This is a genomic window from Burkholderia orbicola (genome assembly GCF_900100915.1).
GTDB lineage: Bacteria > Pseudomonadota > Gammaproteobacteria > Burkholderiales > Burkholderiaceae > Burkholderia > Burkholderia orbicola.
Genome location: NZ_FNKW01000001.1, coordinates 2,349,306 through 2,363,099 on the forward strand (window position 1 = coordinate 2,349,306; position 13,794 = coordinate 2,363,099).

The 13,794-nt window shown below is 67.8% G+C and carries 13 protein-coding genes; 5 read left to right on the forward strand and 8 right to left on the reverse strand.

Going from position 1 to position 13,794, the window contains the following annotated elements:
- Window positions 1–79: 79 nt before the first annotated feature.
- Window positions 80–1,378, reverse strand: coding sequence for a c-type cytochrome (locus tag BLS50_RS11225; protein WP_074802229.1), 1,299 nt, complete (start codon window positions 1,376–1,378; stop codon window positions 80–82).
- Between the two features lie 19 nt (window positions 1,379–1,397).
- A complete protein-coding gene (locus BLS50_RS11230) occupies window positions 1,398–2,162 on the reverse strand; it encodes a c-type cytochrome (RefSeq protein WP_006477898.1) in 765 nt (254 codons plus the stop codon).
- 390 nt (window positions 2,163–2,552) lie between these two features.
- Here BLS50_RS11230 and BLS50_RS11235 point away from each other — a divergent pair, with 390 nt between their 5' ends.
- On the forward strand, window positions 2,553–3,485 hold the full coding sequence (locus BLS50_RS11235; protein WP_012329179.1) for a CopD family protein: 933 nt from the start codon (window positions 2,553–2,555) through the stop codon (window positions 3,483–3,485).
- A 142-nt stretch (window positions 3,486–3,627) separates the two neighbouring features.
- Here BLS50_RS11235 and dgoD read toward each other — a convergent pair whose 3' ends face one another.
- Window positions 3,628–4,776 (reverse strand): galactonate dehydratase, encoded by a 1,149-nt coding sequence (gene dgoD / locus BLS50_RS11240; protein ID WP_074802230.1) that lies wholly within the window; start codon window positions 4,774–4,776, stop codon window positions 3,628–3,630.
- Between the two features lie 146 nt (window positions 4,777–4,922).
- Between dgoD and BLS50_RS11245 the strand changes: the two genes are divergently transcribed.
- Window positions 4,923–5,606 (forward strand): FadR/GntR family transcriptional regulator, encoded by a 684-nt coding sequence (locus BLS50_RS11245; protein ID WP_034175645.1) that lies wholly within the window; start codon window positions 4,923–4,925, stop codon window positions 5,604–5,606.
- Between the two features lie 28 nt (window positions 5,607–5,634).
- On the opposite strand, the gene BLS50_RS11250 is transcribed toward BLS50_RS11245, so the two are convergent.
- Window positions 5,635–5,880, reverse strand: coding sequence for a DUF1272 domain-containing protein (locus BLS50_RS11250; protein WP_006483256.1), 246 nt, complete (start codon window positions 5,878–5,880; stop codon window positions 5,635–5,637).
- Between the two features lie 147 nt (window positions 5,881–6,027).
- On the opposite strand from BLS50_RS11250, the gene BLS50_RS11255 reads away from it, so the two are divergent.
- Window positions 6,028–6,375: a GFA family protein gene (locus BLS50_RS11255; RefSeq protein WP_027807640.1), complete on the forward strand. Its 348-nt coding sequence runs from the start codon at window positions 6,028–6,030 to the stop codon at window positions 6,373–6,375.
- Between the two features lie 42 nt (window positions 6,376–6,417).
- Here BLS50_RS11255 and BLS50_RS11260 read toward each other — a convergent pair whose 3' ends face one another.
- Both BLS50_RS11260 and BLS50_RS11265 read right to left on the reverse strand, forming a co-directional pair.
- On the reverse strand, window positions 6,418–9,525 hold the full coding sequence (locus tag BLS50_RS11260) for a transglycosylase domain-containing protein (RefSeq protein WP_074802231.1): 3,108 nt from the start codon (window positions 9,523–9,525) through the stop codon (window positions 6,418–6,420).
- Between the two features lie 257 nt (window positions 9,526–9,782).
- Entirely contained in the window at window positions 9,783–10,670 is an 888-nt protein-coding gene (locus BLS50_RS11265; RefSeq protein WP_027807638.1) for a LysR family transcriptional regulator, read from the reverse strand.
- 584 nt (window positions 10,671–11,254) lie between these two features.
- On the opposite strand from BLS50_RS11265, the gene BLS50_RS11270 reads away from it, so the two are divergent.
- Window positions 11,255–11,539, forward strand: a complete 285-nt coding sequence (locus BLS50_RS11270; RefSeq protein ID WP_006477906.1) for a PAAR domain-containing protein — start codon at window positions 11,255–11,257, stop codon at window positions 11,537–11,539.
- 58 nt (window positions 11,540–11,597) lie between these two features.
- Here BLS50_RS11270 and BLS50_RS11275 read toward each other — a convergent pair whose 3' ends face one another.
- Window positions 11,598–11,909, reverse strand: a complete 312-nt coding sequence (locus BLS50_RS11275; RefSeq protein ID WP_027807637.1) for a cupin domain-containing protein — start codon at window positions 11,907–11,909, stop codon at window positions 11,598–11,600.
- A gap of 73 nt (window positions 11,910–11,982) precedes the next feature.
- Window positions 11,983–12,666 (reverse strand): DJ-1/PfpI family protein, encoded by a 684-nt coding sequence (locus tag BLS50_RS11280; RefSeq protein WP_011546131.1) that lies wholly within the window; start codon window positions 12,664–12,666, stop codon window positions 11,983–11,985.
- Between the two features lie 114 nt (window positions 12,667–12,780).
- Between BLS50_RS11280 and BLS50_RS11285 the strand changes: the two genes are divergently transcribed.
- Window positions 12,781–13,752 (forward strand): GlxA family transcriptional regulator, encoded by a 972-nt coding sequence (locus BLS50_RS11285; RefSeq protein ID WP_074802232.1) that lies wholly within the window; start codon window positions 12,781–12,783, stop codon window positions 13,750–13,752.
- Window positions 13,753–13,794: the final 42 nt, after the last annotated feature.

The following is a 13,794-nucleotide window of genomic DNA, read 5'->3' on the forward strand; positions in this document are numbered from 1 at the left end:
TGCATCGCTAAACAGCCAAAAAGCAAAAGGGCGCGGCCGCGGTTTCCCGCAGCCGCGCCCCGTTTGTGTGAGCCGCTTCTTAGTCGAGCGGCGCGGAACGCAGGTCGCTCACCTGTTGCGGCGAGATCGGCGTACCGTTGTTACCCCAAGACATCCGGATATACGTGACGACCGCCGCGACTTCCTGGTTCGACAGTGACTGCGCGAACGGCGGCATCCCATACGGACGCGGATTCTTGAACGTGCTCGGCGGGTAGCCGCCATTCAGCACCATGCGGATCGGGTTGACCGCCGATTCCATCATGATCGAGTGGTTGCCCGCGAGCGGCGGATAGGCCGGCGGCTTGCCGGCGCCGGTTTCGGCGTGGCAGGTCGCGCAGTTGTCCGCGTAGATCTTCTTGCCCTGGTCGAACAGCGCGTTGCCGAACTGCTTCGACGGCTCGTACTGCATGTTCTTCGGCGCTTCAGCCTTCTGCGGGATCGACTTCAGGTACGTCGACATCGCGCGCGTATCTTCGTCGGTCATGTACTGCAGGCTGTTGTGGACCACGTCCGCCATCGGGCCGAATACCGCACCCTTCTGCGACACGCCGGCCTGCAGCAGGTCGGACAGCTCCTGCACGTGCCAGTCGCCGAGGCCGAGTTCCTTGTCGTTCGTCAGCGACGGCGCATACCAGTTCTGCAGCGGGATCAGGCCGCCGGCGAACGCCGACGAGCTCACCGGGCCGCCCATCATGTTGATCGACGTGTGGCACATCGAGCAGTGGCCGAGGCCTTCGACGAGATACGCGCCGCGGTTCCATTCGACCGACTTCGTCGGGTCCGGCTTGTATTCGCCTTCCTTGAAGAACAGCGTGCGCCAGCCGATCAGCAGGTTGCGGTTGTTGAACGGGAACTTCAGTTCGTGCGGACGGCTCGGCACCGACACCGGCGGGACCGAACGCAGGTACGCGTAGATCGCGTCCGAATCGGCGCGCGTGACCTTCGTGTAGCTCGCGAACGGGAAGCCCGGGTACAGCAGGCTGCCGTCCTTCGAGCGACCCGTGTGCATCGCGCGATAGAAGTCGTCCGACGTCCACTTGCCGATACCGTTCTGGTCGTCCGGCGTGATGTTCGGCGTGTACATCGTGCCGAACGGCGTCGCCATCGGCAGGCCGCCCGCGAACGACTTGCCGCCGCGCACGGTGTGGCACGCGATACAGTCGCCGACGCGCGCGAGGTATTCGCCCTTCTTGATCAGCGCGGCCTGGTCGGCCGGCGTGGCCGCGACGGCGGCAGCGCCGTGCAGCGTGTCGCTGCCCGGCCACAGGACCGGCACGAGGGCAGCAGCCGCGACGATCGCGACGGCCGAGATTGCAAACAGGGACTTGCGTTTCATTGTGTCTGTCTCCCTTGCCTTATTGCGGTTCGCTGCCGCAGGCGAGCGGAGTCTTCATCGAACGCGCCGGGGCCGGCACGGGGTTGGCGGGCGCCGGTTGCGCGGCGAGCCATGCGGTCACGGCCGTCACGTCTTCGTCGGAAAGCTTCGCGGCAATGTCGTGCATGCAGTCGGGTGCCTTCGCGTGGCGGTTGCCCGAGCGCCATGCGCCGAGCTGCGCGCTCAGGTAATCGGCGTGCAGGCCGACGAGGCCCGGGATCGCCGGCTGCATGCCGGTCAGGCCCGCGCCGTGGCAGGCCACGCAGGCGGGCAGCTTGCGGGCCGGGTCGCCCTGCGTGACGAGCTGCTTGCCGCGTGCGAGCGTCGCGGCCGGCAGCGTCGGCTTCGCCGGCGTCGGATACGGCGGACGTTCGGCCGAGAAGTGCTCGGCGATTTCGCGCAGGTAGTCGTCGTTCAGGTACGTCAGCAGATAGTTCATCGGCGGGTACTTGCGCCGGCCGTCACGGAAGTTGACGAGCTGGTTGTACAGGTACTCGGCCGGCTTGCCGGCAAGACGCGGGAAGTAATCGTTGTCCGTGCCCTGGCCGTGGACGCCGTGACATGCGGTACAGCCGCGCACGCGCTCGGCCATGGTATCGGGTGCCTTGAGCGGCGCCTGCTGGGCGTGCGCTTGCTCCGTGGGCTTGGTCTGCGCTTGGGCAGCGCTCATAAGGCCCGCGCCGCCGATCATCAGAACGGCGAGCAGCGGACGGAAGAGGCGTCTTGAAGACACACGAGACTCCATGTTTATTCGTCGGGGACCTTGTCCGGGCTACGATCGGCTCGGCGCATGGACGGCAGGACAGCCGGGCTGCTGCGACGCGGCATTCTATCATCGATGGGTAATGACGGCTATTTGACGAAAGGACATCGGTTCCTGTCTGTTTGCGACTTGCGACAATTTGACGCGCATTGCGGTCCGGGCGTGTGAACCGGCGTGCGTTTTCACCATCGAAGACCGTACACTCGCGGGTCGCGCGGCGCCGCCTCCGCCGCAGGTCCAGTCATTTCTCCCGTTTCCGGATTCATCGATGACGTTTTCTACCGTGCCGTTGCCTGCCTCACGCTGTCCGTCCCGCTGTCCGTCCCTTCGCAGCCGCCCTGCCGGCCTGCCGCTCGAGGGAGGGTGTGCGCGATGAAGTTCGACAGCTTGTGGATCGGTCAGGTCGCGCTCGCGGCGCTGATGGATGCGGCGTTCGCGATGGCGGTCGGCTCGGCGCTGCTCAAGGCATGGCTCGGCAAGGACGGCGCGCGGCCGGTCGTCGCGCCGTCGCATCCCGCATGGCTGCGCGCGCAACATTCGCTGGTCGCGGCGGCGCTGGCGCTGGTGCTCGCCGACCTCGGCTGGCTCGTCTACGAGGCCGCGGCGATGAGCGGCGCGGGGCTCGGCGGCGCGTTCGCCGCGATTCCCGTGATGCTGATGCAGACGCACACGGGCTTCGCGTGGAGCGTCGCGTTCGCCGGCGCGGTGGTGCTCGCGTTCGTCGCGCTCGCGAAGCCGGACGGCCCGCTCGCGCATGCGGTGCTGTGGCTCGCGGTGATCGTGGTCGCGGCCGGCAAGGCCTCGCTCGGCCATGCGGCCGATAGCGGCGTGCTGTCCGCGGCGGTCGGCGTGCAGACGCTGCACCTGCTGGCCACCGCCGTATGGGGCGGCCTCGTGCTCGCGGGCGGGCTCGCGGTGCTGCCCGCGCTGGGGACGTCGGTCGCGCGCGGCGCGCTGATCCGCATCGGCCAGCACCTGTCGCGCACGTCGATCGTCGCGGTCGTGTTCGTGCTCGGCACGGGCGTGCTCAACGCGATCCGCGGGCTCGGCGGCTCGCTCGCGCCGCTCGACGGCAGCACGTGGGGGCGCGTGTTGCTGCTGAAGCTGCTGCTCGTCGCACTCGCGCTCGTGCTCGGCGGGCTCAACCGCTTCTCGGCGCTGCCGCGCCTGCGCCGCACCGCGTCGACCGAGGACGCGCACACGTTCCGCAACATCCTGCATCTCGAAGGGATGACGATGATCGGCGTGTTCGTCGCGGCGGCCGTGCTGTCGTTCAGCGTGCCGGGGTTCGCGGCGCTCGGCTGACGGCCGAACGGGGCGGCACAGTGTAGGGCGCCGGCGCGCGCCGCGCCGCAGATGCAAGAACGGCCGCCCTGTCGGGGCGGCCGTGTCGAACGCCTCGCGCGGCGCATGCCGCGCAACGCCTCTTTCTTATCTCACGCGTTCATCACCACTCGGCGACGCTGCCGTCCGCGTGACGCCACACCGGGTTGCGCCAGCGGTGGCTGGTCTTCGCCATCTCGCGCACCTTCTCCTCGTTCACGTCGATGCCGAGCCCCGGGCCCTGCGGGATCGCGACGAAGCCGTCCTCGTAACGGAACACCTCGGGGTTGCGCAGGTAGTCGAGCAGGTCGTTGCCCTGGTTGTAGTGAATGCCCAGGCTCTGTTCCTGGATGAACGCGTTGTAGCTGACCGCGTCGAGCTGCAGGCACGCGGCGAGCGCGATCGGCCCAAGCGGGCAGTGCAGCGCGAGCGCGACGTCGTAGCTTTCCGCGAGCGTCGCGATCTTGCGGCACTCGGTGATGCCGCCCGCGTGCGATGCGTCCGGTTGGATGATGTCGACGTAGCCGCCCGCGAGGATGTGCTTGAAGTCCCAGCGCGAGTACAGCCGTTCGCCGAGCGCGATCGGCGTGTTGGTCTGGTTGACGATGTCGCGCAGCGCCTCGGCGTTTTCCGACAGCACCGGCTCCTCGATGAACATCAGCTTGTACGGATCGAGTTCCTTCGCGAGCACCTTCGCCATCGGCTTGTGCACGCGGCCGTGGAAGTCGACGCCGATCCCGACGTGCGGGCCGACCGCGTCGCGCACCGCCGCGACGTTCGCGATCACCTGTTCGACCTTGTCATAGGTGTCGACGATCTGCAGCTCTTCGGAGCCGTTCATCTTCACGGCCTTGAAGCCGCGCTCGACCACCGCGCGTGCATTGTTCGCGACGTCGCTCGGCCGGTCGCCGCCGATCCACGAATACACCTTGATGCGGTCGCGCACCTGGCCGCCGAGCAGCGCGTGCACCGGCACGCCGTGATGCTTGCCCTTGATGTCCCACAGCGCCTGGTCGACGCCCGCGATCGCGCTCATCATGATCGGGCCGCCGCGGTAGAAGCCCGCGCGGTACATCACCTGCCAGTGATCCTCGATCAGCAGCGGGTCGCGGCCGACGAGGTAGTCGGCCAGTTCCTGCACGGCGGCCTCGACCGTGTGCGCGCGGCCTTCGACGACCGGTTCGCCCCAGCCGATGATGCCCTCGTCGGTTTCGATCTTGAGGAACAGCCACCGGGGCGGGACGACGAACGTTTCGAGGCGGGTGATTTTCATGACGCGAGTCTCCATGATTGACCGGCGCGCCCGCGCGGGCGCGGCGCACGATCCGTGCTTTCGCGGTTATCCTAGCGTAGTCGAATAAAAAATAGTATTAATAGCATTAATGTGCAGATAGTGGGCAGTTCGCCCGACGGAGAACGATCATTCAACGCGACCTGCATGGACAGACGGCCTTCCGGCTCGCGACGGCGATCCTGCGCGGCGACTATCCGCCCGAATCGCTGCTGCCGAGGGAACCCGACCTGATGGAGATGTACGGCGTGAGCCGCACGGTGATGCGCGAGGCGCTGCGCACGCTGACGTCGAAGGGGCTCGTCGAATCGCGGCCGAAGGTCGGCACGCGCGTGCGGCCGCGCCGGGCGTGGAACCTGCTCGATGCCGACCTGCTCGACTGGTATGCGCGCGTCGCGCCGCCGCTCGCGTTCGCGCTGAAGCTGCAGGAGATGCGCGAGATGATCGAGCCGCACGCGGCCGCGTTGGCCGCGCGCACCCATACGCCCGAAGCATTCGACGCGATCGACGGCGCGGTGCGCGCGATGGCCGCCGCGCGCAACGTCGACGAATGGGTGCGCGCCGATCTGTGCTTTCACCTGAGCGTGCTGGAGGCCGGCGGCAACGAGCTGCTGGTGCCGCTCGGTGCGCTGATCGATCGCACGCTCGAGGCGCAACTGCAGCTGAATGCGCGCCGGGCGGACGTGTACAACGCGTCGCTTGCCGAGCATACGGCCGTCAGCGACGCGATTCGCGTGCGCGACGAGAACGGCGCGCGCCGCGCGATGGCGACGCTGCTCGCGGTGACGCGTGCCCGGATCGAGATGTCGTGACGGAAGCGGGCAGGCGGCGCTGGTGCCGTCAGGCGTTCGCGCAGCCGCCCGGCTTGTGGATGCGTTCCGTCGACGGCGGGTACTTCGCGAGCAGGCTCGCCGGCCGCCGCGGGCGCGCGACCAGGTCGCCGCCGCAGTTCGGGCAGCGGCCCTTCAGCACGTCGTCCGCGCAAGTCGCGCAAAACGTACATTCAAACGTACAGATGCGTGCTTCCGCCGAATCGGGCGGCAGGTCCTTGTCGCAGCATTCGCAGCCGGGGCGCAGTTCGAGCATGACGGTCTCCTGGGTCGGTGAGGGATGGCGCCGTCCGGACATTGCGGGCGACGCATGCGAGCGCTACTGTACGCGTTTGGATCGGCCCGGCCAACGGTGTCCCGCCGGGGCGCCGGCGATGTGCACGGGCTGCACCGGGAGACGACCATGCTTTATCGCGGAAGCTGTCATTGTGGCGACGTGACGTTCGAGGCGGAAGGCGACCTGCAGGGCGTGATGGCGTGCAACTGCTCGATCTGCCGGCGCAAGGGCGCGCTGATGTGGTTCGTGCCGCGCGATCACATGAAGCTGCTGACGCCCGACGAGAATCTTGCCACCTACATGTTCAACAAGCACGTGATCCAGCATCGCTTCTGCAAGCGCTGCGGGATTCACGCGTTCGGCGAGGGCGTCGATCCGAAGGGCACCGCGATGGCTGCGATCAACGTGCGCTGCCTCGACGGCGTCGACCTCGACGCGCTGCCCGTCACGCACTACGACGGCCGCTCGCACTGAGCGGCGCGCCGGTGCGGGTGCCTACCCGCCGCGATCAGGCGGTCAGGAAGGTTGCACGGCCGCTGCATTCGCCGCAGGCGTTTCCGCCTGCGGCGCCGGCCCCGCGGTGCGCGTGCCGGCGTCGGCCGGGCGTTCGATCAGCGGCGCGAGCGCCGGCGCCATCGACTTCAGCAACTGCACGGCCATCGCGCTCGTGAAGTCGTAGCGCGCCGCATACGGTTCGTGCGCGGTCGCCGTCAGCACGCCGAAGAACCGGTCGCCGATCGCGAACACGAAGGTGCCGCTGCGGTTGACCTTGCGCGACTCGATCAGCCGCGCGCCGCGCGCATAGACGTTGAAGCGCTGGTCGCCCGTCCCCGTCTTGCCGTACACGTCGAGCGTCTTGCCGTCCGGCAGCGTGAGCCCGCCGGCGAGGCGGCGCGCGGTGCCGTGGAGCACGACGTCGCGCAGCAGCGTGTGCGCCACGTTGACGATCTCCGGCGACAGCACCGGCTGCGGCTGGGCGGCCGCGCGCACGAAACGCGTTTCGTACGGCGTGCCCTTCGCGAAATCGAGCCGCGTGATCGTCTCGGTCGGCGCCTTCTGGCCACCGTTCGCGATCAGGCCGATCAGTTTCGCGAGCGCGTCGGGCTGGTCGCCTGATGCGCCGATCGCGGCCGCATAGGACGGCGTCACTTCCGCGAACGGGTACCCGAGCGCGCGCCACGACTTCGTGATCTCCGCGTACGCGCGCAGCTCGACCATGCGGCGGATGCGCCGGTCCTGCGTCGCGTGGTAGCGGGTCTTGTACAGCCACGAATACGTGTAGAAACGCGTATCGCGGCTGTCGCGCTGAACCTCGGCGAGCGACGCGCCCGGGTGCGCGCGCAGGTAGTTGAGCGTCCACAGCGCGAGCGGATGGACGCTCGCGATATAGCCGCGGTCGTTGAGGTTGAAGCGGTCGATCGCGTACTTCGCGTAGAGCGCGGCGAGATCGTCGTCGGACAGCGTCGCGGCCGGCGTGCCCTTCAGTTGCGCGCGCATCTGCGCCGAGAACCACGCGAGCGACTCGTTCGGCGCGACGCTGCGCAGCACCGTCGCGAGCTTCGGCGGCGACTTGCGTACGTCGCGCAGCATCAGCGCGAGCGCGTCGTCGGGCGCCTTGCCCGCATAGCGCGTGTAGTAGCGCTTCACGTAGACCTGGCTTTCGCCGTCGACGAATTGCTGCAGGTAATGCTGGCGCTGCGCGGGATCGTTGAGCCACGACGACGACGGCCCGGCCGCCTGCAGCGTTTCATAGTGAACGATGTCGCGCATCAGCCGCACGAACACGAGGTTGACCGAGTGCTCGAATGCCGCGTGCAGCGTCAGGATGCGGCCGTTGTCCGACTTCTCGAAGTTGGAGAACACCTGCGCGCCGCCGCCCGTGTAGAACACGTCCGGGCTCGCCGAATATTTGCGCTCGACGGACGCATCGAGCATCGCCTGCAGCGAGCGGTCGCGCGTATGCGACAGGTAGTCGAGCGCCCAGCGCGACAGCCCGTCGATCGGATCGGGCTTCACGCGCGCCAGCTCCGCGTTCGACAGGTTCGCATAGCGCGCATGCAGGTCGGAGACGATCTGCAGGTACGTGATCAGCGTGCGCAGCTTCGCGGTCGAGCCGAGGTTGATGCGGCCGCCGCGATTCACGTCGAACGGCTGGTTCACGCTGTCGGTCTGTACGCGCAGCATGTTCGCGCCGTTGCGGTGCTCGTACAGCGTGAAGCTGTACGTGAGGTGCGACGGGTCGTCCTTCGGCGCGAGCATCTCGAAACCGTACAGGCCGGCGGCCTGCGCACCGTCGCGCGTCGACGCCCGCGCGAGCTGCTCGGCGACCGCCTGCTGCACGCCGTTGTCGAGCGTGCTGGTAGCCTGCAGGTCGAGCTGGTCGAGCTGGTACAGGTCGCTGATGCCCAGCGCCGACAGCAGCGACGCGCGCGCGGAGGTGACGGCCTTGCGCGACACGAACGACTGCACGCGCGCGGCGGCCGGCGGCGCGCTGCGTTCGATCTGCGCGGCGAGCGCGGCATCGCGCAGCGCGGGCGAGATCATCCCGCCGTTGGACAGCAGCCGCAGGTAGCTGTCGGTCAGCTTCTGCAACGTCGGATAGCCGCGGTTGAGGAAGTACGACGGCGCGCGCTGCGCGATCAGCAGCGACAACACTTCGCGGAACGTCTTGCCTTGCTGGTCGACGTTGTCGCCGGTCGTCGGCGCGGAGAGGATGCGGTTCACGTCGTTGAAGTCGCGGCCGTACCACGCGGCGAGACCGTCGCCGATGCCGGTGATTTCGCCCACGTGCGGCCGCGCGGCGAGCGGCACCGAGTTCAGGTAGCGCACGACGATCGTGCGGCGCGCGAGCATCGTCTGCGGGCCGTTCAGGTAGGCGCGCACCGACGCGGACGCGATCTGCCGCAGCTTTTCGGGCGGCGTCGCGGTGCGGCCCTCGGGCGAATGGCGGAATTTCTCGATCTGCGTCGCGAGCGTGCTGCCGCCCGGGCGCGCCTGATGGCGGTTGACGACGTGCAGCGCCTGGTCGGCGAGCGCGCGGCTGAAGCGTCCCCAGTCGATCGCCGGGTTGCGGTTCGGTTCGTTCGCATCGAGCAGGTAGCGATCCTCGATGAACAGCAGCGAATCGGTGATCACGCGCGGCACCGTGTCGAAGTCCGCGTAGACGCGCTGCGGAAACACGGTCGCGAACAGCGGCGAGCCGGTCGAATCGAACAGCATCAGGCCCGTCTGGTCTTTCTCTTCATAAGGAAGGAACAGCCCGCGCTCGCCGAGCGCCAGCATCCGCTGCGAATCGCGCGCCTGCTCGCTGACGACGAAGCCGCGCGCGAGCAGCCGCTGCTGGAACGCGGGAATCATCGCATAGCCGAAGCGCTGGTCGTACGGGCCGTTCGCGGGGAAGCGGATGTGATCGCTCGGCCCCGCTTCGACCGTATAGCCGACGTCGCGGGTGAGCTCGGACAGGTAGCGCGCCTGCAGCCGGGAGGTTTCGATCTCGGTCTGCACGAGTCGCGCGACGATCGCGAGCGCGATCAGCAGTGCGGCCAGCAAGGACCACTTGACCCACGTCCACACCGAGGCGGGACCGGTCACGCGCGGCAGGATACGATTCAGCGGCCGATTCATGGCGGCGTCTCCCTGAGGGCGCGGTTATCCGGCCGCACCCCATTAAGGATTAGTGTAGTCCTCCGCGGCGGGCTGCCAAGAGCGGTCGACTACCGAGATGCGCCGGCGCAACAGGCGTGCCCATACCCGCCGGGCGACGGGTCGACGGCCGTGAGAGCGCCTGCCGGCGCGCCGCTCCGGCCAGGCGCGGGGCGAGTGCGACTCGAGCAGGCGACGGCGAATCGGCATGAAAAATCGTGCGCGATGCCGTCCTGCATTCAACTGACGAAATGGTCGATCAGGTGATCGACGAAAAGTCGGGCCTTGCGCGGAAAGTGCCGGCGGCTCGGGTACGCGACGTTCATCTCGAGGGCCTCGAGCCGATAGCCGGGCAGCAGTGCGAGCAGCCGGCCGTCGTCGAGATCCGACTTGACGAGGAAGTCGGGCAGGACCGCGATGCCCATGCCGGACAGCGCCCAGTTCCGGATCAGCCCGACGTTGTTCGACGACGCGGACTTGTTCGGGCGTACGGTGATGCGCGTCTGGTCGTGATCGAACGACAGGTATTCGCCCATGAAATCGGCATGGAACGCCAGGCAGGCGTGCGACGCGAGATCCTGCGGATGCGCGGGCGTGCCATGCCGCTCGACATATTGCGGTGCGGCGCAGACGAGCTGCTTGAGCCGCGTGAGCGGGCGCTTCACCAGCGTGTTGTTGCTGATGTGCTGGGACAGCAGCAGCCCGACGTCGAAGCCCTCCGACACGAGGTCGACGTGACGGTCCACGATCGTGACTTCCGGCACGATGGCCGGATGGCGCATCTTGAACGCATCGATTGCCGGTGCGAGCACGTGCATCCCGAACATGACCGGCGCGGCGATTTTCAGCGATCCGATCGGTTCGTGATGCATCGAGGCGATCGTGTCCTCCACCCGGTCGATTTCGTCGATCACGTGACGTATCTGCGCCAGATAGAGGTGGCCTGCGTCGGTCAGCGACAGGCTGCGGGTGGTGCGATTCAGCAGGCGTGCGCCGAGCCGGTCCTCGATGCTCATGACGAGGCGGGTGGCCGATGAGTTGGAGATGTTCAGTTCCGTGGCGGCGCGCGCGAAACTGCGAAGTTCGGCGACCTTGACGAATAGTCGCATCGGTAGGAGTTCGTCCATTTTTTTATCGATAAACAGAAAGCGTTGATTGAATTCTATCTATCGGCTTGCTTAATTTTAACGGCCTGTTTTCGTGAATGTTTATTGTGGAGCCGCGTATTTATCGGGTATGCGAACGGTCGGAGAATGATGGGTTTTGAGATGTGAGGAGCGTCGAATGAATGATTCGAGGTGAATTGCTATTAAACCTTTTTGATGTATTTGTATTTAGTAATTGTACGAAAATATAGGCTAATTTTTGGGTTAAAGCATCAGACATTATCGATGCGATGGGGTGCCGAACCGGATGCGTCCCTGTCGCCATGGCAACGTCGCGCGATCGTGCCGGCGCGAGCCTCGACGGAACAGTGGATCGGGTAGCCGCAGGCGATCGGGTTCGGCGCATCGCGGCGCGTGAGCATGCCGTGGCGCCGAATCGCCGTGCGCGGCGAATACCTGATGGAGCGACCGGCCGATGCGGAAGGCGCGTGTCGCGGCCGCGGCGAGCGGTGATATGCTCGCGGGACGCCCGCGACCGACGGGCGGTTTCACGATGCCCGTGCGCGGTTGCGTTGCGCGGCGTTTCCGAGGGAAGAACCGACATCATGAGCCGCAAATTCATTCTGAAGGGCGACACGACCGATCACGGCGGCGTCGTGCTCGAAGGGATCGCCAATTCGTCGTTCGACGGGCGCGAACTCGCGTATCTCGGCGCAGCCGTGTTCTGCGCGGCGTGCAAGTCGCCGGGCGTGATCGTATCGGACGGCGGCGAGCGCACGATGACCGTGATGGGCAAGGTCGTCGCGCTCGAACACGACCTGTGCCAGTGCCAGTGCACACCGCTACCGAAACTGATCCCCTCGCAGGCAACCGGGACGATCTCGGGGTGACCTTCGCCGCGCGGCGGCGCCCGTCATCCGCGCGACATCGAAACCCCGACGCCCGCCGTCAGACGCTGCCTTCGGTCTCGATCACGAGGATGCGCGCGGCGCCGAGCGGATGCGCGACGTGCTCGGTGCCGACCGTCGCATGGAAGACGTCGCCCGTTTCGAGTACCGTCGCGTGCTCGACGCCCGCTTCGCGGTAGCGCATCTCGACGCGGCCGTCGAGCACCGCGAACACCTCCTCGCCGTCGTTCACGTGCCAGCGATACGGCTCGTCGGTCCAGTGCAGCCGCACCGTGATGCCGTTCAGGTTTGCGATGTCGAGGGCGCCCCACGCACGGTCCGCCGTGAATGCGGCACTCCGGATGATGTTCATCGAGGTGTTCTCCGGCACGCGCGTGCGCTGCTTTCCAGTGATTGTTCCGACATCCGCATCTCCCGTTCCGCATTCAGCGCGACGTGGCGCGCAGCGCCTGCTCGATGATCTGCTTGCGCTTCGCGAAGCCGGCGGCCGAACGTTCGGTGACGCGCTTCACGACCGCGGCCGGCGCGGTGTCGGGCGAGCCCGCGTCGAACGGCGGCGCGGGCGCATATTCGAGTTGCAGCTGGATCGCCTGCGCGGCTTCGTCGCCGACCAGCTCCGCGGCGATCGTCAACGCGAAGTCGATACCAGCCGTCACGCCGCCGCCCGTGACGAGGTTGCCGTCGCGCACGACGCGTTCGCGCACGGGTATCGCACCCAGCGGTTCGAGCAGCGCGTGGAACGCCCAGTGCGTCGTCGCGCGCCGCCCGCGCAGCAGGCCGGCCACGCCCAGCAGCAGCGAGCCCGTGCAGACCGACGTCACGTAGCGCGCGGTGGCCGCGCGCTGCTGCACGAACGCGATCGTTTCGGCATCGAGCAGCAGTTCGTTGATGCCGATGCCGCCCGGGATGCAGATCACGTCGAGCGGCGGGCAGTCGTCGAACGTACAGGTCGGCGCGAGCGCGAGGCCGCTGCTCGACGCGACCGCGTCGCGCGACTTCCACACCAGATGGACGGTTGCGTCCGGCAGCGACGCGAGCACGTCGTGCGGGCCGGTGAGGTCGAGTTGCTGGACGCCCGGAAAGACGAGAAGGCCGATATGCAGGGTCATGCGAAAGCTCCGACAGGGAAGGGGCGCGCCGTTCGGCACGGGATGGACAGGTCGATTCTAGGCGCGTAGTGTTTGGCGAAATTGCCATATCACCCACGTTTTCAGCCAATCGCCATGCCTGCCGCCCCGCGTTCGATCCTGGTCCTCGCGTTTCCCCGTGCGCAACTGCTCGATGTGACGGGCCCGTTGCAGGTGTTCGCGTCCGTCAACGAGCTCGCGCTGGAGCGCGGGCAGCCGGCGCCGTATGCGCCGCGCGTCGTGGCCGTCGAAGCGGGGCCCGTCGAGACGTCGTCGGGTCTCGTCGTGATGGCCGAGTCGCTGCGTGCGGCCGCGCGCCGTCCCGACACGCTGATCGTCGCCGGCGGCAAGGGCGTGCACGCGGCGTCGAAGGACGCGCGGGTGGTACGCTGGGTGCGGCAGCAGGCCGGGCGCGCGCGGCGCGTGGCGTCGGTCTGCACCGGCGCGTTCCTGCTCGCCGAGGCCGGCCTGCTCGACGGGCGGCGCGCGGTCACGCACTGGGCGCGCTGCGACGAATTCGCGGCGCGCTACCCGAACGTGCGCGTCGAGCCGGACCCGATCTTCATCCGCGAAGGTGCGCTGTGGACGTCGGCCGGCGTGACGGCCGGCATCGATCTCGCGCTCGCGCTGGTCGAGGAGGATCTCGGGCGGGCGACCGCGCTCGACGTCGCGCGCGAACTCGTCGTATTCCTGAAGCGTCCGGGCGGGCAGGCGCAGTTCAGCACGATGCTGTCGATGCAGCGCACCGCCGACCGGTTCGGCGAGTTGCACGCATGGATGGCCGAGCACCTGACGGCCGACCTGTCGGTGCCCGCGCTCGCCGAGCGCGTGAGCATGAGCGAGCGCAGCTTCGTGCGCCACTATCGCGCGGAAACCGGCCGAACGCCCGCGCGTGCGGTCGAGCAGATCCGTGTCGAGGCCGCGCAACGCCTGCTCGGCGAAACGACATGGCCCGTCAAGCGGATCGCCGGGCGTTGCGGCTTCGGTTCGGAGGAGACGCTGCGGCGCAGCTTCGTGCGCGTGCTGGGCGTATCGCCGCAGGGATATCGCGAGCGGTTCGTGCGGTGACGGTTGACGGATGAGCGGGGCCGCGGCGGCCGCTACCCGGAA